The sequence below is a fragment of the Kitasatospora sp. NPDC097691 genome, from assembly GCF_040302665.1.
Taxonomy (GTDB): Bacteria; Actinomycetota; Actinomycetes; order Streptomycetales; family Streptomycetaceae; genus Kitasatospora.
This window is the reverse complement of the sequence record NZ_JBEORY010000064.1, coordinates 1-19,284: the sequence shown is the minus strand read 5'-3', so window position 1 is coordinate 19,284 and position 19,284 is coordinate 1. Positions and strand designations below refer to the sequence as shown.

Annotated in this window: 19 protein-coding genes; 8 read left to right on the top strand and 11 right to left on the bottom strand. The window is 74.3% G+C overall.

The window, feature by feature from the left end:
* Nucleotides 1–135: 135 nt before the first annotated feature.
* A complete protein-coding gene (locus tag ABTY56_RS32165) occupies nt 136–999 on the top strand; it encodes a 5-oxoprolinase subunit C family protein (protein ID WP_350632890.1) in 864 nt (287 codons plus the stop codon).
* A gap of 50 nt (nt 1,000–1,049) precedes the next feature.
* On the opposite strand, the gene ABTY56_RS32160 is transcribed toward ABTY56_RS32165, so the two are convergent.
* Nucleotides 1,050–1,454, bottom strand: a complete 405-nt coding sequence (locus ABTY56_RS32160; protein WP_350632914.1) for an aminoglycoside phosphotransferase family protein — start codon at nt 1,452–1,454, stop codon at nt 1,050–1,052.
* Between the two features lie 264 nt (nt 1,455–1,718).
* On the bottom strand, nt 1,719–2,489 hold the full coding sequence (locus ABTY56_RS32155; RefSeq protein ID WP_350632889.1) for an alpha/beta fold hydrolase: 771 nt from the start codon (nt 2,487–2,489) through the stop codon (nt 1,719–1,721).
* Nucleotides 2,490–2,615: 126 nt separating this feature from the next.
* On the opposite strand from ABTY56_RS32155, the gene ABTY56_RS32150 reads away from it, so the two are divergent.
* Nucleotides 2,616–3,149, top strand: a complete 534-nt coding sequence (locus ABTY56_RS32150) for a PadR family transcriptional regulator (protein ID WP_350632888.1) — start codon at nt 2,616–2,618, stop codon at nt 3,147–3,149.
* Between the two features lie 115 nt (nt 3,150–3,264).
* Here ABTY56_RS32150 and ABTY56_RS32145 read toward each other — a convergent pair whose 3' ends face one another.
* The gene (locus ABTY56_RS32145; RefSeq protein WP_350632887.1) at nt 3,265–3,867 is read right to left on the bottom strand and encodes a DUF4396 domain-containing protein; all 603 of its coding nucleotides are present in this window, start codon (nt 3,865–3,867) and stop codon (nt 3,265–3,267) included.
* Between the two features lie 147 nt (nt 3,868–4,014).
* Between ABTY56_RS32145 and ABTY56_RS32140 the strand changes: the two genes are divergently transcribed.
* Nucleotides 4,015–4,758: a class I SAM-dependent methyltransferase gene (locus tag ABTY56_RS32140; RefSeq protein WP_350632886.1), complete on the top strand. Its 744-nt coding sequence runs from the start codon at nt 4,015–4,017 to the stop codon at nt 4,756–4,758.
* 296 nt (nt 4,759–5,054) lie between these two features.
* On the top strand, nt 5,055–5,897 hold the full coding sequence (locus ABTY56_RS32135; RefSeq protein ID WP_350632913.1) for an undecaprenyl-diphosphate phosphatase: 843 nt from the start codon (nt 5,055–5,057) through the stop codon (nt 5,895–5,897).
* A 96-nt stretch (nt 5,898–5,993) separates the two neighbouring features.
* Here ABTY56_RS32135 and ABTY56_RS32130 read toward each other — a convergent pair whose 3' ends face one another.
* Nucleotides 5,994–7,505: a HEAT repeat domain-containing protein gene (locus ABTY56_RS32130; protein WP_350632885.1), complete on the bottom strand. Its 1,512-nt coding sequence runs from the start codon at nt 7,503–7,505 to the stop codon at nt 5,994–5,996.
* Between the two features lie 287 nt (nt 7,506–7,792).
* Between ABTY56_RS32130 and ABTY56_RS32125 the strand changes: the two genes are divergently transcribed.
* On the top strand, nt 7,793–8,368 hold the full coding sequence (locus ABTY56_RS32125; RefSeq protein ID WP_350632884.1) for a PAS domain-containing protein: 576 nt from the start codon (nt 7,793–7,795) through the stop codon (nt 8,366–8,368).
* Between the two features lie 154 nt (nt 8,369–8,522).
* Here the strand turns inward: ABTY56_RS32125 and ABTY56_RS32120 are convergent, their stop codons facing one another.
* Nucleotides 8,523–10,004: a DNA-binding protein NsdB gene (locus ABTY56_RS32120; RefSeq protein WP_350632883.1), complete on the bottom strand. Its 1,482-nt coding sequence runs from the start codon at nt 10,002–10,004 to the stop codon at nt 8,523–8,525.
* A 581-nt stretch (nt 10,005–10,585) separates the two neighbouring features.
* Here ABTY56_RS32120 and ABTY56_RS32115 point away from each other — a divergent pair.
* Entirely contained in the window at nt 10,586–11,824 is a 1,239-nt protein-coding gene (locus ABTY56_RS32115; protein WP_350632882.1) for an aminoglycoside phosphotransferase family protein, read from the top strand.
* A gap of 64 nt (nt 11,825–11,888) precedes the next feature.
* Here ABTY56_RS32115 and ABTY56_RS32110 read toward each other — a convergent pair whose 3' ends face one another.
* The 4 genes from ABTY56_RS32110 to ABTY56_RS32095 all read right to left on the bottom strand — a co-directional run bounded on the left by ABTY56_RS32110 (nt 11,889) and on the right by ABTY56_RS32095 (nt 15,255).
* Nucleotides 11,889–13,361: an acyl-CoA dehydrogenase family protein gene (locus tag ABTY56_RS32110; protein ID WP_350632881.1), complete on the bottom strand. Its 1,473-nt coding sequence runs from the start codon at nt 13,359–13,361 to the stop codon at nt 11,889–11,891.
* Between the two features lie 163 nt (nt 13,362–13,524).
* Nucleotides 13,525–13,608 carry a putative leader peptide gene (locus tag ABTY56_RS32105; RefSeq protein WP_350526312.1) on the bottom strand — a complete coding sequence of 28 codons (84 nt, stop codon included), beginning with the start codon at nt 13,606–13,608 and terminating at the stop codon, nt 13,525–13,527.
* Between the two features lie 115 nt (nt 13,609–13,723).
* Nucleotides 13,724–14,218, bottom strand: coding sequence for a hypothetical protein (locus ABTY56_RS32100; RefSeq protein ID WP_350632880.1), 495 nt, complete (start codon nt 14,216–14,218; stop codon nt 13,724–13,726).
* An 806-nt stretch (nt 14,219–15,024) separates the two neighbouring features.
* A complete protein-coding gene (locus ABTY56_RS32095) occupies nt 15,025–15,255 on the bottom strand; it encodes a DUF397 domain-containing protein (RefSeq protein WP_350632912.1) in 231 nt (76 codons plus the stop codon).
* A gap of 403 nt (nt 15,256–15,658) precedes the next feature.
* Between ABTY56_RS32095 and ABTY56_RS32090 the strand changes: the two genes are divergently transcribed.
* Nucleotides 15,659–16,198, top strand: coding sequence for a PTS-dependent dihydroxyacetone kinase phosphotransferase subunit DhaM (locus ABTY56_RS32090; protein WP_350632879.1), 540 nt, complete (start codon nt 15,659–15,661; stop codon nt 16,196–16,198).
* A gap of 22 nt (nt 16,199–16,220) precedes the next feature.
* On the opposite strand, the gene ABTY56_RS32085 is transcribed toward ABTY56_RS32090, so the two are convergent.
* Together ABTY56_RS32085 and ABTY56_RS32080 are read right to left on the bottom strand one after the other, a co-directional pair.
* Entirely contained in the window at nt 16,221–16,709 is a 489-nt protein-coding gene (locus ABTY56_RS32085) for an NUDIX hydrolase (protein WP_350632878.1), read from the bottom strand.
* A 668-nt stretch (nt 16,710–17,377) separates the two neighbouring features.
* Nucleotides 17,378–17,602, bottom strand: a complete 225-nt coding sequence (locus ABTY56_RS32080; RefSeq protein ID WP_350632877.1) for a hypothetical protein — start codon at nt 17,600–17,602, stop codon at nt 17,378–17,380.
* A gap of 525 nt (nt 17,603–18,127) precedes the next feature.
* On the opposite strand from ABTY56_RS32080, the gene ABTY56_RS32075 reads away from it, so the two are divergent.
* Complete coding sequence (locus tag ABTY56_RS32075) at nt 18,128–19,165, top strand: polysaccharide deacetylase family protein (protein WP_350632876.1); 1,038 nt, start codon at nt 18,128–18,130, stop codon at nt 19,163–19,165.
* Nucleotides 19,166–19,284 lie beyond the last annotated feature (119 nt).

Here is a 19,284-nt window from a genome sequence, read left to right as displayed (position 1 = left end):
CCGCCTCGGCCCGGCGACACAGCACCGCCTCGGCCCGGCGACACAGCACCGCCTCGGCCCGATGACCGGGACGATGGGCGGGCTGACGGGCGGAGTGCCGTTCGGAGCCCCGGCGGCCGACGGGAGGAGAGCGCGATGAGCGAGCTGGTGGTGGTGCGGCCCGGGCCGCTGACCACGGTTCAGGACCTCGGACGGCGCGGGGTCGCCCACCTCGGCGTGCCCAGGGCCGGGGCGCTGGACGGGCCGGCCCTGCGGGCGGCGAACCGGCTGGTCGGCAACGAGCCGGGGGCCGCCGGGCTGGAGACCACGCTCGGCGGGGTCGCGCTGCGGGCCGTCGGGACGGTGGTGGTCGCCGTCACCGGCGCACCCGCGCCCGTCCGGGTGGACGGGCGGCCGGCGGCGTGGGGCGCGCCGGTCGTGGTGCCGGACGGCGCGGTGGTCGAGGTGGGGACGGCGACGGACGGGGTGCGCGGCTACCTGGCGGTGGCCGGCGGGATCGCCGTCCCTCCGGTGCTCGGCAGCCGCTCGGCGGACCTGCTCTCCGGCCTCGGGCCGGCTCCGCTGGCCGCCGACGACCGGCTGCCGGTCGGCGCCCCGCCCCCGTACCGGGCCCGGGCCGAGCTGGTACCGCTGCCCGCTCCCCCGGCCGAACTGGTGCTACGGCTGCGGCTCGGCCCCCGCGCGGACTGGTTCACGGCGGAGGCGGTGGCCCGGCTGGGCCGCGACGGGTACCGGGTCTCCTCGACTAGCAACCGGGTCGGGCTGCGCACCGAGGGCCCGGCGGTCGCCCGGGCCCGGGACGGTGAACTGCCCAGCGAGGGCATGGTGTCGGGCGCGGTGCAGATTCCGCCGGACGGGCAGCCGGTGGTCTTCCTGGCCGACCACCCGACCACCGGCGGCTATCCGGTGATCGGTGTCGTCCCGGCCGCCGACCTCGCGGCCGCTGCGCAGGCCCGACCGGGAACGCCGGTACGGTTCGTGCCGCTGCGGGAGCGTTGACGGCGTTCCTCGGTACCCACCGGCGCTGATCGGCACTTGACCGCCGCCGATCAGCCCCCCAACAGCACGTCGGCGATGGCCCGTTGGGCCGGGTCCAGCGTGGTCCCGCCCTCCTCTGCCGCCCAGGCCGCGTCCTGCAGCACCCGGGCGGGCGTCCAGACTGCCGCGACCTCGCGGTCCAGCTCCAGCGCCTCCGTCAGGAGGTCGAAGCGCCGCCGCAGCGCCCCTGCGAGGTATCCGGTGGCCAGCGCGTCGTCCCAGCGGTCGCGCAGCGCCGGAAGCAGCTCGAAGCCGGGATGCCCGGCGAGCGGCCTGGGGTCGATGGCCGGCCAGGAGCCGTGGCCGCTGCCCGGGAGCGGGGCGAGGACGTTGCCGTAGTGGAGGTCCCAGTGGTGCAGCCGGTCCCCGGGTTCGGCGCGCACCGCGCGGAGGGCGGCGGCGCAGTCGGCGAGCAGGCGGCGCTCGTCCGGGTGGTCGAGGGCCGCGACGGCCGTCGCGGCGCGCTAAGACACTCGCGCCGCCACGTCCGTCAACGTCCGCAGGCCCGGCGGAACTTGATGCTTCGTCAATTCACCCAGCAGATCGGCGATCGGTCGCGCGGGCCGGCGTCTCGGACGGTGTCCCGCGCGGTGTCCCCGGGCGGTGTCACGGGCAGCCAGGGTCAGCCCAGGGCGGGCCTGCCGGGGCCGACGCCCACCGCCCGGCCGCGCCGGCCAGGGTCAGGCCGGGCCGAGCCCCGCCGCCGCCGCGGAGGCGAAGCCGTCCGGATTGTCGAGCATGATGTTGTGCCCGCAGTCCGGGACGGCGACCACCCGCACGCCCGCCGCCCGGAGTCCGTCCGCACCCATCGGCTCGCCGTCCGCCGCGGGGTGGAGGAAGGTGCGCGGAAGGTCGAGGCCGAGCAGCAGCTCGCGCATGGTCGGGGTCGTCGCGCGGGCGAGGTGGCGGGCGCTGCGGTGGAGCGCTTCCGGGCCGGCCAGCCGCATCGTGGACCACCAGAACGGGCCGACCCGTTCGGCCACCTCGGCGCGGCCGCCGGCCAGGAACTCCGCCTCGGTGTAGCCCGCGATGCCGCTGCTGCCGATCCGCTGACGGTCGGGCGCGATCGGATCCAGGTTGGCGTCCACCAGGACGAGCCGCGAGACCAGCCCGGGGTGCCGGTGGGCGAGGACGATCGCGACGGCGCCGCCCATGCTGTGGCCGATCACCTCGACCCTGCTCGGCCCGGCCGCCCGCACCGCCGCCGCGACCGCGTCGGCGTGCTCCTCCAGCGTGTACCCGAAGTCCGTCGGGCGGTCGCTGATGCCGAAGCCCAGCAGGTCCATCAGCAGCGAGCGGCGCCCGGCGAGCAGCGGGTGGGCGGCGGCTGCGGCGAAGTAGACGGGCGAGGTGGCGCCCAGACCGTGCAGGTAGAGCCGGGCGGGCTCGGCGCCGGGCAGTTCGACCCAGCGGATCAGGTCGCCGTTGGGGGTGACGGGGGCGTGGCGCATCGCACGGACTCCTCTTCCAGGAGAACACCGGGGACTCCCGGGAACGCCGAGACCATACCTCGCTGCCGAGGTATCTCGCATTCGATATACCCATGGATCGAGGGATGGCCGTGAGAAGGTGGGCCCATGTTCAAGCTCGCGATCCTCGGGTTCCTGCACGACCGGCCCTTGCACGGCTACGAGCTGCGCCGCCACCTCTCCGCGCTCTCCGGGCACGTCCAGCCGATCAGCGACGGCACGCTCTACCCCGCGATCAAGCGCCTTGAGACCGCCGGGCTCCTGGTCCGCCAGCCCGAGCCCGGCAGCGCCGCCGCACCCCGGCACACCCTGCACCTCACCGAGGCCGGCCGCGCCGCACTGCTCGACCAGCTGCGCGAGCCCGAGCAGCTGGACATCAGCGACGAGAACCGCTGGTTCACCCTGCTCGCCTTCCTGCGCCACCTCGATGACCCCGCTGCCCAGGCGGCCGTGCTCCGCCGCCGGCTGGCGTTCCTCTCCGAGCCGGCGAGCTTCTTCTACGACGGCGACCGCCCGATGGGCGCCGAGGAGTTCTCCGACCCCTTCCGGCGCGGTCAGCTGCTGATCGCCCGCGCCACCACCGAGGCCGAACTCGGCTGGCTGCACGCGACGTTGGCGGAGCTGGAGGGCGGAAAGGAGTAGCGGGCACACCGGAACGCGCGACTGCCCGTACCGGCCGTCGATCGGTCGGTACGGGCAGCGGGCGGGCGTCTCCGGCGCGTGCTCCGGAGTGCGATCGGCGCCGTCGGGTGCGCGGTCAGTGCTGGTGGTAGGCGTGGACCACGGCATGGCCGCGTCCCCGGCCGATCATCCACCTGTTGACCGGGACGGTCAGCCCGAAGGCCAGGACGAGCGAACCCGCCAGCGACACCCAGAACAGCAGGTCACCGAGGCCGGCGTCCATCGCCCCGGGGACGGTGACCATCACGGTGTTGTCGATCAGTTCCATCACCAGGATCGACACGGTGTCGGCGGCCAGCGCGACCTTCACCGCGGCACCGACGTCCAGGCCGGCCTTCAGCACGCCGCGCATGGTCAGCGCGTAGCCGAAGACGAAGGCCAGCAGGATCGAAACCACCACGGTCGCGCCGTTGTGCAGGCCGAAGGCGGTGCCGAGCACCATGCCGAGAATCTCGCCGATGGCGCAACCGGTGAGGCAGTGCAGGGTCGCCTGCGCGGCCGTCCGCCAGCTCGTCCCACCTCCGCCGACGGCGGCGTGATGGTGGTCGTGCGCACCCTGCCCCTGGTGACCGTGCCCGTGCCGGTCGTGCCGTTCATGGTGCTCGCGCTGCTCGTCGTGACCATGGTGCTCGTGGTGCTCGTGGTGCTCGTGATGCTCGTGCTGTGCGGGGTGTGCCATGTCGTCCTCCGCTTGCCCCGACGCCCGTAAGGCGCCGCTTCCCTCGCTCCGTCGGTGATCGACGTTATACCCCCCTGGGGTATCTCGCAAGCCCTTCTGGCGACGCCCTCTTCCCCCCGCGCGCCCGTCCGTGTTCGGATGAAGCGCATGACCTACGACCGACGCGAGGGCTACGACGGAACGGGCGAGGGCGCGATCACCCCGGACGGCTGCGCCGTCGAGGTGTGGAGCCGACTCCCCGCGGGCAACGCCCCGGACGTGATCGAGGCGGCCGTGCCGCCCGGCGCGCGCATCCTCGAACTGGGCTGCGGTGTAGGACGGATGACGCACCCCCTGACCGACCGCGGCTTCAACGTGACGGCCGTGGACGAGTCCGCCGCCATGCTGGCCCGGGTCCGCGGGGACGTCCGCACGGTGCGCAGCCCGATCGAGCAACTGGACCTCGGTGAGCGCTTCGACGTCGTCATGCTCGCCTCCTTCCTGGTGCACGCCGGTGATGTGACGGTTCGTCAGGGACTGTTGGAGACGTGCCGCCGCCACGTCGCCGGGAACGGCTGCGTACTGGTGCAGCGCGAGGGCGAGGACTGGCACCTGAACGTGCCGCGCGAGACCGCGATCGGCCCCGGCGCGTGGTCCCGGCTCGTCTCCGCCACGCCGGTCGGCGACGGCGTGAACGCCGTCCGCTGCGAGTACGAGTTCCCGGACGGCGTCTGGACGCAGACCTTCCTGTCCCGCCCGCTCAGCACCGAGGCGTTCGAGCAGGCGCTGGCCGAGGCCGGCCTGACGGTCGAGCGGTACCTGACGGAGGACCACACCTGGGTCCGGGCGCGCCCCTCGGAGCGGGGCCCGGCGCAGGCCTCAAAGCAGGCCTCGGAGCAGGCCTCGGAGTAGGCCCGGACACAAGCGTCGGACGCAGGCCCTGGCGCAGGCCCCTGCGCAGGCCCCTGCGCAGGCCTCGAACGGGCCGGCCCCGGCCCCGCTGCCGAAGGGGGCCCGCACGCAAAGGCCGAACAAAGGGTGAACAAAGAACTGTTACTTTCACCCCGTACCATCAGCCGCGCGCCGGGCGCGCGCGGCCTGCGGGCCGGGCGGGTCGCGGTCGTCCGCACGCCCCTTCCGACCCGCAAGGACCCGCCCATGCCGCCCCTGCCCACTGCCCGACGGATACCCCCGGCGGGTGCCCGGTGATCGCCTGGTTCCACGGGGCCGTCCTCGGCCTGATCCAGGGGCTCACCGAGTTCCTGCCGGTCTCCTCCAGCGCCCATCTGCGGGTCTTCTCCGCACTGTTGGGCTGGGACGACCCGGGCGCGGCCTTCACGGCCGTGACCCAGCTCGGCACCGAGACGGCGGTGCTGATCTACTTCCGCAGGGACATCGCCTCGATCGTGAAGACCTGGGCACGGTCGCTGGTCCGCCCGGCGCTGCGCTCGGACCCGGATGCCAGGATGGGCTGGTTCGTGATCATCGGCACCCTGCCGATCGGCATCCTCGGCAAGCTGTTCCAGGACACCATCGAGACCCACCTGCGCGACCTGCGGATCATCGGCACCACGCTGATCGTCTTCGGCCTGGTCCTGGCCTTCGCCGACCGCACCCGCGCCGTCCGCCACGCCCGTCCGATCACCGACCTCACGCTGCCGCACGCGGGCATCTACGGCTTCGCCCAAGCGCTGGCGCTGATCCCGGGCGTCTCCCGCTCCGGCGGCACGATCAGCGCGGGCCTGCTGCTCGGATACAGCCGGGAGGCGGCGGCCCGCTACTCGTTCCTGCTGGCCATCCCGGCGGTGCTCGCCTCGGGGGCGCTGGAGCTGTTCAAGATCGGCGAGGGCCCGGCGCCCGCCTGGGGTCCGACCATCCTGGCCACCCTGATCGCCTTCGCGGTCGGCTACGCGGCGATCGCCTGGTTCCTCAAGTACATCTCGAACAACAGCTTCCTGCCGTTCGTGGTGTACCGGGTGCTGCTCGGCGTCCTGATCATCGGACTGGTGGCCGGCGGTGTCCTGGCCCCGGACGCCGGCTCGGTGAAGTAGAACCGCATTTCAGAACTGCCGCGTTCCGGACCGGATCCGGAGAAGCAGTGGGCCGGGACACCCGACGGTGCCCCGGCCCACTGAACGTCGAGGACCCTAACGCCCGAACTCCCGGGCGGCGGTCAATCGGCCGCGTACGGCGGCGTGGACCTCGGCCTCCTCGGCCGGATCGGCGGCGAGCCTGCGCAGCCGCTCCAGCACACGCGCGTCGCCCGTGGTGGCGACGTGGCGCGCGGCGAGCTCACGCGTGGACTCCTCGCAGTCCCAGAGGCACTCGACGGCCGGCCCCTCGGGGAAGTGCACGTCGGTGGCGGCGAGCGCCCGGGCGGCACGTCCGCGCAGCTCGGAGGAGGCGGCCTCCCCGTAGATGTGGCGCAGGACCGGTACTGCGTCGGCGGCGGCCAGCCGCCCCGCACCGTCCACCAGCGACCCGAGCCCGGTACCGCCGACCCCCCGCACGGAGACCCAGCGGCGCAGCCCGGCGACCACCAGCGGCGCGTCCTGCGGCTCCCCGGCGTCGGCGAGCAGCTGGGCGGCGGCCTCGCCGAGCGCGCTGTCCGCGCCCCCGGTGGCCGGGTCGGCCCAGCGGCGGGCCTGCGCCAGCACCTCGGGGCCGCGCATCCGACCGAGCAGCTCCAGGGCGGCCCGGACGATCCGGTCGTCCACGTCGGCGGCGGCCACCTCGATCAGCTCGACGGCGGCCGGGTCCCGTTGCTCGACCAGGTGGCGCAGGGCCGCCCGGCGGGCGCCGGGCAGGCCGCTGCGAGCGGCCTCCAGCAGCAGCGGACGGTCCTCGGGCCGTACGACGGCGGTCAGGCAGCGGGCGGCCGCGGCGGCACGGCGGTCCACCGCGTCGGGGCCGCTCGGGGAGTCGGAGTCGCGCGCGGGCTCCGGCCGGACGTCGGGCCGGCCGAGGAAGGCACCGGCGCCGAGGCCGCCCAGGTCGCCCTGGTCGGCCCAGGCCAGCACGTCGGCGGTGGACCAGCCGGGGGTGACCCCGCTGCGGTTGACCTGGCGCTGCCAGAGGTCGAAGGGGGACTGCTCGGCCGCCGCCGACACTCTCGGGTGGTAGGCCGCCCACAGCCGCCACGGCCGGGGCTCGTACGCGTTGCGGATGAACTCACGCAGCTCGGCGTCGCCCTCGGGGCCCGGCGGGAAGTGGTCCAGCACGGCGGTGCCGAGCAGCAGCAGGCCGCGGTCGTCGTCGCGCAGAGCGAGCTCGTCGAGGGCCCAGGCCCAGTTGGCGCCCGTGGCGGCGTACTCGCGCAGCATCAGCAGCGCGTCGCGCCGGCCGTACGCGGCGAGGTGGCCCAGGACGGAGAGGGCGAGGCCGGTGCGGCCCTCGTCATCGGTGACGAGGTCCTCGGCGGAGTGGAGGTGGTCCTCGATGCCGTCGAGGGAGGCCTCCAGCTCCATGTAGAGGCGGGCGTAGTAGAGGGAGCGGCTCTCGACCTGCCAGTCGGCTCGCGGATCCCTGGTGACGCACTCCTCCAGCGCAGCGATGGCCTCGGCACGGTCGGCGGCCAGCGCATGGAGCTGCCCGTCACCACGGCCTCGCTGCAGGAGGCCTAGGAGGCTGGCACTGGGTGCTATCACTGGCTCGAACATGAGGTCAGCATCCGTTGCGGCGGTCGTAGTGGCAACGGGATTTCCGTCGCCGGGGTCACTGGTCGGTACTGCGGTGGGCGCCCGGGCGCCGGAATCACCGAAGGTTACCGCCTCGGGCCCCCTTCCGCACACAGGGCGACGGCGCCCGCTGCCACAGTGGCATATGCCAGGGGAATTTTGCCTGCGATCTGTCCAAATCGCCCACGAGGGTGAGGACGTTGTGCGACAGTCTTCTCACTACCCGAGCGACCCGCACAAAGCGGGCCGAACCGAACGATGGACCCGTCATGAACATGCCCTTAGGCGCCGCCCGTCCGCCGGGCACCGCCACGGTGGACGGCGCCCCGGCGGGCGCGAACGGCTCCGGTGCGAACGCCTCGGGCGCGGCCGGCCCGGGTGCGGGCCGACCGGAGCGCGCCGGCGGCGGGACGGGCGACGACGGCACCGGCGGCGACGCCGACAGCGGAACGGACGGCAGAGTGGACGGCACGGCGCAGGAGCCGTCCGGCCCCTACCTCGGCGGCAACGACGAGGACGGCGTCCTCGGCTCCGCCGAATGGGACCTGCTGACCGACGGCGTCCACTGGAACGCGGAGACCTACCTCCTCCTCGGCTGCGACCCGGACCACGGCCCGCTCAGCCTCGACCGGCTGCCCGACCGCCTCCCCGAGGCGGACCGGCCGCTGCTGCGCCGGATGATGACCGACGCCCTGGTGCACGGGCGCGTCGCCGCCGGCACCCTGCGGATCCGCCGGCCCGGCGGACGGCACGACAACGTCGAGTGCTCGGGCGAACCCGTCCTCGGCACCGACGGCACCGTCACCGCGCTGCGCATGCTGCTCCGCCCGGCGCCGCCGGACTGAGCCACGGCACGCGTACGACTGCGCTGAGCCGAGCTGTGCTGTGCTGACCTGAACCGACCCGCGCTGCGCCGAACCGAGCTGAGCTGGCCTGCGCTGCGCCGAGCGCGCCCGCGGCACCCCGCAGCCCCGGAGCCCCGCCCGTCGGCCCGGCCCCTCAGGTCAGCCGCGGACGGTTCTTGGCGTCCGCCACCCGCAACTCCCGCCCCAGTTCGGCCCGCAGCTCGTCCACCACCGGCAGCCCCCGGTACTCCGCGGTCAGCCGGTACATCTCGCGCAGCCGGTCCCAGGTCCGGTGCGAGGAGTTCTGGCCGATCAGGTTCATCACCATCTTGGCCTGCAGCTCCGCCGCGTCCGGCTCGCCCGTGATCAAGTGCACCGAGGCCAGCGTGATCCGGTCGAACAACGCCGAGCGCAGCTGCCCGGTGCCCTCCCGCAGGGCGATCACCTGCTCCGCGCGCCTGCGCGCCTTGGGGGCCGCCGCCCGGTCGTGCTCGGCCAGCGTGCGCAGCACCAGGGCCTGCATGCCGCGCAGTTCGGCCTCGTCGAACACCTGCATCCAGCAGGGCGGCGGCTCCGGCGACTCCTCGGCGAACAGGTCCTCGGCCTCCCCCAGCAGCCGGTAGGTGTCCTGGGAGTGCCCGATCGACGCGTGCGCCCAGGCCTCGACGGTGTTCAGCATGGCGCGCGTTCTGGGCGCCGGCCTCCCACCGGCCGCCTTGGCCGCCGACATCAGGTCCAGCGCGTCGTCGGCCCGGCCCAGGTGGACCATCTGCCGCGCGGCCCGGGAGATCGCCTCGCCGGCCCGCGGCCGGTCACCGGACTCCTTCGCCGCCTCGGCCGCGATCATGAAGTACCGCTGGGCGGTGGGCTCCAGGCCCACGTCGTGCGACATCCAGCCGGCCAGCACCGCGAGGTTGGCCGCGACCGCCCACAGCCGATGCTCCACGGCGGGCGGATGGCGGTGCGTCAACAATCCGCCGACCTCGTTGAGTTGACCGACCACCGCCTTGCGCTGCAGCCCGCCCCCGCGGGCCGCGTCCCAGGCCCGGAACACCTGCACCGAGCGCTCCAGCGACTCCACCTCGTCGAGCCCGACCGGGCCCGCGTCGTACACGTCCACCACCGGACGCGTCCCGCTCCCGGTGACCACCTGTCGCGGCCCGGGGACGGCGGCCGCGTACGCGACCGCGTCCCCGCCCAGCCAGCCCTTCAGCGAGTCGGCGATGACCGCCCCGGCCGTGAGCGCGGCTCCGGCGCCCACCAATCCACGTCGGTTCAGCATGAGGTCCATTCCCGTGAACTCGGTGAGGACCGCGGCTGTTCGATCCGGCGACCATGGCACTGCTGCGGACGGCTCCGCTCCGGACCTGGTGGGCCGGTGTCGTTCCAGACCGAGGTCCTCAGTGGTGACGACACGGCCGAGCCGCTCCGTGAACACGGCTGCCAGCACCCTCGGCACCGGATCGCGCGGGATCTCCCCCTGCTCGATCCAACGCCGTACCCTCGAAGTGTCGGTGGACAGTTGCATCTGCCCCATCGCGGCACCCCGACGGTTGACCAGCCGCGCGAGCTCGCCCTTGGACCATCCGGTCAGGACGAACAGATCGGCGAGTCGGGTGTTGGGTCCCCTGCTCAATGAAACCCCCAGGTTCCTCGGCTCCTTCGAGGCTAGAGGCTCCGGCAAGTGCCAGGCGAGCATTCGCCACCGTTCGCCAGGGCCCGCCAGGCTACTAAGCCAGTGCCCGACGGGTGTGTTGTAGGGGTGCGCCACCTCGCCCCCCGGGCCGGACGGCGTCCCACCGGCGTCGGGGCAGTCCCCCGACGGTGTCACGGGACGCTCCCGGACCTCACCCGCGGGGGTGGCGCGGCCGGGTGGCGCGGGGGCGCCGGGCACGGCCACGGCAGTCCGGCCGACCGCATTCCCCAGGGTGCGGACGGCCGGAGCACACCGCCGAACAGGGGTTCCTGACCCCGCGTCCGTGCCCGGCGCCCGCGCACCACCCGCCGCAGCGCGTCGGCGTACGAACCGCCCGCAGCACCGCACCACCCGCAGAGCAGCACCGCACCACCCACGAACGCCACACCGCATCACCGCACCACCGCAGGGCAGCACCACCCGCAGGGCCGCCGTCACGCCAGGAAGCACACGGCACCGGCCCTACCCCGCCCCCGCGGGGCCGCACCCGCCGACGGACCGGAAGGGACCTCCCTCAGCCCATGTACTCCTCAGCGACGACCCCCACGCCGACCGCGACCCGCACCGCGCTGCGCCCCCCCACCGCAGCCACCGGCCGACCCGGCCCCAAGCAGGTGCCCCCGGCGAGCCGCCCGGTGGCTCCGCGGGGCGTCGAGGGCCGGACCACGGACACCCGGGTCGTCCCGACCGGCCGCACGGCACTGGGCCCCACCGGCCGTACCGCGCTGGGGCTGCGCGCACCCGAGACCGCTCCGCCGGTCGGCGGCCGGGTCCCGCTCGCCCGCCAGGCCGACGGCCAGGTGCTGCGCGCCCGGCGACCCGGCCAGCCCGGCGGACCGGAGCGGATCGACCCGTCGGCGCTGCAGACCCCGTCGGTCCGGGCCGCGCTGGCGAGCGTCGCGCGGATATGTCCCGCGTTCACCCCGCGCCAGGTCCTGCGCGAGGGCAGCCGCCACATCCTGGTGGCGGGCACCATCGGGCGGGCCCCGGTGGTCGCCAAGTGCCTGGCGCCGCAGGCGGTGCGGAGTGAGTACTTCGAACAGTTGGTGGCCGACTTCCACCACGAGGTCGCGGTCTACCGGGCGTTCGTCCGGCACCGCCCGCCGGTGCGGCTGCCCCGGCTGGTCGCCGCCGATCACGACCGCTGCGTGCTGGTCATGGAGCGCGTCCCCGGCCGCCCGGCCGCCCGGGAGCGCCACCCGGTCAACTCGCCCACCCCGGGCGAGGTGCGGGCGCTGCTCAACACCGTCCGGACGCTGAACCTGTGGCGGCCGCCGACCGACGTGTTCCAGCCGCGCCTGGACTACCAGTTGGAGATCGCCCGCTACCACTCGGTGGGCCAGCTCACCGACCGGGACGCCGGCGACCTGCGCGGCCTGCTGCACGGCCTCGGCCACACCCCGATGCAGCTGTGCCACGGTGACGCCCTGCTCAGCAACATGCTGCTGGCGCCGTCCGGCCCGGTACTGGTCGACTGGGAGCAGGCCGGCTGGTACCTGCCCGGCTACGACCTGGCGGTGCTGTGGAGCGTGCTCTCCGGGGACACCGCGGCGCGCCGCCAGATCAGCCAACTCGCCCAGTCCGGCGGCACGATGGCCCGGGACGCGTTCCTGGTGAACCTGGTGCTGGTGCTGATGCGGGAGATCCGGCTGTACGACGTGCCGGGCGCCGGCGAGGAGCAGCGGATCATGATCCGCCGGCTCTACGACGACGCCGCGCTCGCCCGCCGGGCCGTCCGGGCCGCGGTCGGGACGCGCTGAACGGACGTCCGCGCCCGCCGGGCCCCCGGGCCGCCGGCCGGGCCGCCGCCACCGAACGGGCCGGTCACGGCCGGGCGCCACGCTCCAGGGCGGCCCGGCCGGCGGCCTCCAGGACGGCCTCGTCCGACGCCAGGTGCACCCGGCTGCTGAGGACGTCCCGCAGGTAGCGCTCCAGCGGGTGGCGTCGGCTCAGGCCGGGATTGCCGGCCAGGGCGACGGCCTGCTGGACCGCCGCCGTCGCGGCCCGGGTGACCAGCAGATGCGCCGGGCCGGTCCTGCTGACGGCATCCGGCTCGCCCCGGTCCACCCGGGGAGCCAGGCCCTCGACCAGTTCCTCGGCGCCGATCAGCTGCGCGTCGATCTCGCCGAGCGCGCAGCGGTACCGGGGCAGGGCAAGGAGCGGCTCGGTCAGGTCGGCCGGGGTGCGCCGGCCGAGGAAGCGGACCAGCCAGGACTCGGCGGCCCTGGCCACGCCGATCGCCACCGCGGAGAGGGCCAGATCGTGCCAGGCGCGCGAGAGTTCGGCCTCGGCGACGCTCCCGCCACCGTTCTCCGCAGTGCTTTCGGCACCGTTCCCGGCGCCCTTCCGCGGCTCACGGGTGCCGAGGCCGAGCGCGAGGTCGGTCGGCACCCGGACCCGGTCCAGCACGACGTCGTGGCTGGCGCTGGCGCGCAGGCCGAGCTGGTCCCAGGTGGGGTCGATCTCCAGACCCTCGCTCTCCCCGCGCACCAGGAAGGTGCCGATCCTCGGCTCGTCCTCGTCCGTCCGCGCGGTCACCGCCATCCAGGCCAGCGCCTCGGCGCCGGTGCAGTAGGTCTTCCGGCCGGTCAGCAGCCAGCCGTCGCCGTCCCGCCGGGCGACCGTCTCCGGCAGTCCGCCAGGTCCGGCGCCCGGCTCCGCCCGCAGCGTGTTGACCAGCGCGGGGCCGCGCCGGGACTCCGTGAGCAGCCGCCGGTAGCCGGCCGTGGGCCAGTCGGCGCGGCGGGCCTGCTCGGCGTGCCGGAGCAGGGTGAAGGCGGTGACCACGGCCACCGAGGCGTCCCCACGGCCGAGTTGGGACAGCACCCGGACGGTGTCGGCGAGCGTGCCGCCCGGTCCGCCGTACGCGCGGGAGACCGTGAGGGTGAGCAGTCCGGCCTCGTGGACCGCCTCGATGCCCTGGTACGGGAAGGTCGCGTCGCGGTCGTGCTCCTCGGCGCGGGCGGCGAGCAGGTCGACCACCCGGGGCAGCCCGGCCAGGGCGCTCTCGACCGCCGCGCGGTCGGAGACCGGTGCGTCGGTCGGTCGGAACGCCGGTCGGGCGGTCGGCCGAGAGGACGGCGGGGATGCCGAGGACGACGGGGACGCCGGTTGGCCGGATTCGACCTGTCCGGAAGTCGACGACGGCGAGGCCGCCCGGGAACGGGCGGCGGACGAGCGGCCACCGGACGAGCGGGGTGCCGCCGGGCGGTCGGCGGCCGCGGCCGGACCGTCGCCGGAGGGCTGCCCCTCGGGCGCACGGTCGACGGGTGAACGGTTGGCGGCGCGGGTCGTCATGATGCGGTGCCTCCGGGCGGCAGCGTGGGCTCGACGGGCGGGCGGCACGCCGTACGGGCGCGCGGTACCGACTGGCGGCCCCGGAGGTCAGTTCACGGCCCGCCCCCGGGTTCCGGCGCCGACCGGACTCGGCCGACACCCGCCGCCGGGGGACGGATCCCCCTCAGCGACCCGGACACGCCGCGCTCGCGGTGCGCCGCAGGTCCAGATGCCTGCGACGGGTCAGCAGCGGGAGACGGCACGGCATGTTCGCGACTGTACGAACCGTTGATCGATACCGTCAAGCGGCCGCCGGCCCCGGGCGGGCGTCGGTCGGCCGGCCGGAATCGGCCCCCGGGGCCCCTCCGCGGGACCCCCGGGAATCAGCCCTGCTGGAACATGTCCGCGGGGAGCGGCTTCAGCAGCTGATACAGGTCGTCCGAAATCGGTCGGTCCCAGGACGCGATCGTGACCAGGACGCCGTCGCTGCGGCCGAACTGGGCGCAGAACACGCGCTCCTCGCTGACCTTGACCTTCTTCACGATCAGCAGGTCGTCCCCGAGCATGACCGGGAAGTCCTCGGCCGAGACGAAGTCGACCGGCTCGTCGTTCTCCAGCGCCGCGAGCAGCTGCCGCACCTCGAAGGGCACGCTGTCGCCGGTCTCCCGGGCGGGCGAACCATCGGGGAGGTTGCCGATGAACATGGCCGGGCCTCTGCCGCCGAACAGGTCGTAGCGCAGGAAAATCCCCTGGCAAGAGCCGTCCGGGCCGGTCATCATGGCCGCACCGAAGTCGCCGGGCCAGTCGCCCGGGTCCATCGCGAGCACGTCGAAGTCCGGGCCGGCGGGCTGTCCGGAGCGACGGCGGAGAAAAGACATGGGAACATCGTACGTGTCCGGCACACCACGCTCGCGAGGTGGGTGGGACACCGACGGGGGACGGGCGGGAGATCGACGCTCAGAGACCAATGTTGACTCTGAGCAACCGTCCGGGCTACGTTCGGTTCAGCACGACAGCCGTTCTGGGTTTCACCCTCCGGGGGGACGGCATGTCGCAACGCGGCCCTACACGCGTATCCCTCACTGTGCACTCGTCGTGCCGAACTGCCGAGCACCCAGCTTCGTCATCGCACACAGCACGAACACACAAGCCAACAGTTCCATGCATCACAAGCCAGATCCGCGGGGCCCCGGCCCGTCGCTCCCGTGGATCTGCTCGGGACGCCGCCGCGTGGGGGCGTGCGGGTCCCGAGCATCGGTGCCGTCCTCCGAGTCGCTCTCGGAATCGGCGCCAGCCTCCCGGCGACTGCCGGCCCCTCGTGGGCCGGGACCGGCCGACGCACCCCGGTGCGCAGGGGATGACTGGGAGGATGGCCTGGCAGCGCTGCCGGGCCGCACAGCAGGCGCCGTGTCTGGCCGCGTGGGGGCGGTGGGCACGGCGTCTGCCTGTGCTCATACTCTGAGCTGCGTTTGTCTAACAGTCAACAGAAATTCTGACGGGGCACGCTCAATAGATCATCAGTTGTGATGTTCCGACCGGAAAACCGCCTGCGGAGCGGGCCCCGGTCGTCATCCGGGGCCCGCTCCGCAGTGGCTCGGCGAGCAACTCAGGCGGGCAGCTCAAGCGAGGCGCTCGGGTCAGCGGCTCGGGTGAGTGGCCCGGACGAGCGGCTCGGGCGAGCGGCTCAGGTGAGGTCGAACTCGCCGTCCCGGGCGCCGAGCACGAAGGCCCGCCACTCCGCCGGCGTGAAGACCAGGACCGGCCCGTCCTCCTGGCGGCCGTCCCGCATCCCGATGTACCCGTCCACGAACGCGATCTGGACGTCCCCGACCCCCTGGCTGCTGCACAGCCACTCCGCACCGGTGAAGTCCACCTTGGGCTTCCCGCTCGGCGCCGGCTCCCGCTGCGCCCCCACGGTCTCCGTGTCCGTACCGCTGTTGACTGCCACTGACCGATCTCCTCCCGACGGCATTCCGGGGCCAGCCTAGCCACACCGCCCGGCCCCGGTCAGCGGGTTGACGAGGACTCCCCCGGCCGAGGTCGGGCGCCGCCGGAGGGGCGGTGGAACCGCCCCGCGGAGCGTCGAGGCGTGTCCCGACCGGCGGGGGCGCCGAGCAGCTGCCAGAGTGCTGCCAGGGCGTCGCCCGGGCCGGCCAGGCACGGGCGGGCACCCCTCCGGGCGTACGGGGACCTCCGTGGCCCGTACGGGACCTCCAGGGCCCCGCACGGGAACCGGAGCGCGCCTCCTGACCCCCGGCCCGCCCCACCCGACGACCAGCCCAACGCCCCACCCAACGACCAGCCCAAGGGAGCAGCCGATGAGCCGCCGGGACGGCACCCGCGCCGATGTCATCCCCATCTCCGACGCACCCTCGGCACACCCCCCGGCACCCCGTACGCCTCCCTCGCCCATGCCGCTGCCCCGGCCGACCCCCGGCCGACCCCCCGCGCACGGCCGGGTCGGGATCGCCCTGGTCTCGCACAGCCAGGAACTGGCCACCGCGGTACGCAACCTCGCGCTCGCATTGACCGGATCCGACTCCCCCGCCCCGATCTCCGCGACCGGCGGCGACCCGTCGGACGGGCCCGGCATCAGTGCCGTCCTGGTGGCCGCCGCGACCCGCCGGGTGGACCAGGGCCACGGCGTGGTGGTGCTCGCAGACCTGGGCGGCGCCGTCACCACCGTCCGCGCCCTGCTCTCCGAGGCCGACGAGCACGGCCTGCCGTTCCCGGTCCGGTTCGCCAACGCCCCGTTCGTCGAGGGCGCGGTGGCCGCGGCCGCGACCGCCACGGCGGGAGGCGACCTGGCGGCGGTGCTGGACGCGGCGGAGGAGACCTACCGGCAGTACAAGGGCTGACCGCGGCCGGAGCCGGCACCGATCAGGGGCGCTCCTTGCCGTCCCAGGTGAAGACGGCCGGGCCCTCGCACTCCAGCGCGTGGCGCAGCCGCTCGTGCTCGGACTCGATCATCGGCGGCAGCTCGTCCAGCGCGAACCAGCCGACCTCCAGCGACTCGTCGTCGTTCACGCGCGCCTCGCCGCCGATCGCGCGGCAGCGGAAGGTCAGCACCAGGTACTGCGTCACATCGCCGTTCGGGTAGGTCACCTGCGGCGAGACGGTGACCGAGGCGAGCAGCTCGGGCACGGCCACCACACCGGTCTCCTCCTCGCACTCGCGCACCACGCCGTCGGCGGGCTGCTCACCGGGGTCGAGGATCCCGCCGACCGGCGCCCAGCGGCCGTCGTCGGCCCGGCGGGCGAGCAGCACCCGGTCGCGGTCGTCCAGCACGACGGCGACGACGGCACTCAGCCAGAGCGGGCGGTTGCCCACGAGGGAGCGGAGATCAGCGAGGAAGGGAGGAATTGCCATGGGCCGCAGCCTAGTCGGGTGGTTTGCCGACGGCGCGGACCGACGGACCGGCCTGACGTGCACCGGTGTGCTCCGGCGTGACCTGGCCTGCCGCCGCGGCTCGACCTGCTCGGCTCAGCCGGGTCAGCTCAGCCGGGTCGGCTCTGCCGGGTGGGCTCAGCCGGGTGGGCCGACTCCTCCGGTCGGTGGTCGGGCGCAGCAGGGCCGGCACGGTGAGGCCGAGGATGCGCCGGTCGAGCCGGAGCGAGCGGTGCTCCCACGTACCAGAGGTCGAGTTCGGCGGCGTGGCCGTGGAGCTGGGCCCAGTCGGGCGGCCCGGGGCGGACGGCGAACCGGACGCGCTCCCGGCAAGGGCCGACGGCAGCGCCACGATCGCGGCCAGGGCGACGACGGCGAGATTGCCACCGCGTTTCATGAGGCGAACCCGGCGCTATCCGGTCTGCCGCTCATCGCTCCCCTCCACGGCGTTTCGGGCCGTAAGAACGTATTCACAGTATGGGGGCGATGAAGACGACGTCCGAGAATGGTGAAAGAAGGGGGCCAAGGATTGTCCGACGGGGCGATATTCGGTCGACCTGACCAATTTCGCTCGATCTGCCGTTTCTAAATTCCGAACGCGGTCGACATATGGCGAACGGGCGAGGGTGACGCGGTCCGGCCGGGCTCCGCTAGAGCGCGGTGCGCCGCCGATCGCGGAGACGACCGAAGGCGATCCGGCCGAGCAGCAGGACACCGGCCGCCAGACAGCCGGCCACCGCCATCGCCCAGGCCGGGCCGCCGCTGTCCGGAACGATCACTGCGACGACGATGCCCGCAGCCAGGCAGGCCAGGCCCACCACGGCCAACGGGAGCTGGTGGGTGACCAGGGCTCCACCACTGCACGCGCGGGCCATCCGAGAGGCGCCGTGCAAGTGAAAGGGGTCACGGTCCGCATCTGCCATGAGCCCAAGGTACCCCGGCCCGACGCGGGGGGCAGCCCGCAGGGAGTTCAGGATCGAACACTCTGCGCGACCGGGGCACCCGAGCCGGTTCAGGGTGCCGCGGGGGTACCGGCAGGGGCGCAGCGGGGGCCGATCCGGGGGTTGATCCGGATGTTGATCCGGGGCCTCATCGGGGGGCTTCCCCCGAGTGTGTCCGGGGGTCGCGGTTGCGCATTCCTACTCCACAATCAGTCCACGAAAAATCCTCGTCCCCCCGGTACAACCATCCCCGTGGTGCAACGGTCTCAATGGCATTGAGTGATCCAGGAGCCGTTCGAGGGACGGGTGAGAACCCCCCACCGAGAACAGGAAAATCCAGGGGCGGAGCCGCCGACCCCTGGAGTCGGAGGCCGGGCTCCGTCCTCCGGCGGTACCGCCACGCCGCTCGGCGAACGAGGGGGAACCGTGCCGCAGTCCCAGTCCACAACATCGATCTCCATGGCCCGCGCCAGGCCCGCGCTTGGCGTGCGCGCGCTGCCGCCGCCCGTCGGGTACGCGGCGGACCGGCACGAGGTCGGCCGGCACGGCGGGGGCCGTCGCCGTCCGGCCGTCGAGGCGGAACAGCAGGACACGCGGGGCGAATGGCTGCGGTTCGCCCCCGTCCAGCCGCTGTTCCGGGCCCGGGCCGCCCAGCGCCTCGCCGTGCTGGCGTACCACGGGGTCACCGACCACCGGTCGTTCGGCGCCCAGCTCGACCGGCTCCAGCGGCTCGCCACGCCCGTCTCGCTCGCCGCCGTCCTCCAGGCCGTGACCGAGCGGCGGCCGCTGCCGCCCCGGAGCGTCCTGGTCACCTTCGACGACGCCGACCGGAGCGTCTTCACCCACGCCCTGCCCGCCCTCGACGCCCGTGGCATTCCGGCCACCGCCTTCGTCATCTCGGAGCTCATCGGCACCGAGCGGCCGTTCTGGTGGCACGAGGCCGACTTCCTCGCCCGACACGGCGGCCGCGCCCGGTCCCTCGACTGCGGCCACCCCTCCCAGCTGCTCCGCCGGCTCAAGGCCATGCCCGACCCGGACCGCCGGCGCAGCCTGCACGAGCTGCGGGTCAGCGCCGACCGCCGGCCGCCCGGCCAGGAGCAGCTCACCCCCGCCGACCTCCTCGCCCTGCGGGACGGAGGCGTCGCGATCGGCAACCACACCCAGGGGCACCCGTGCCTCGGGCGCTGCGACGACGACACCGTCCGCGCCGAGATCACCGGCGCGCACGAGGCCCTCACCCGCTGGCTCGGCGAGCCACCGACGGCCTTCGCGTACCCGGACGGCGGCCACGACCCCCGTGCCGAAACCGTTCTGCAGGAGCTCGGCTACCGCCTGGGTTTCCTCTCCGACCACCGCCTGGGCCCCCGCCTCCCCTCCCACCCCCTTCAGATCAGCCGCCTCCAGGTCGACTCCTCCACCACCACCCGCCGCTTCGACACCATCCTCTCCGGCCTCGAACCCGCCTACCGCCGCTGGCGCCGCCAAGCCGTCGCCTGACCTACGGCGCGCGGGAGATCGGAGCTGGCGACCAAGGTGCTGGGCCAGTACGAGACCTTCGCCCCGGCCGAGCCCTCGCTGGAGGCGCCGGACAGCCCGGCGGCGTTGTTCGACAAGCC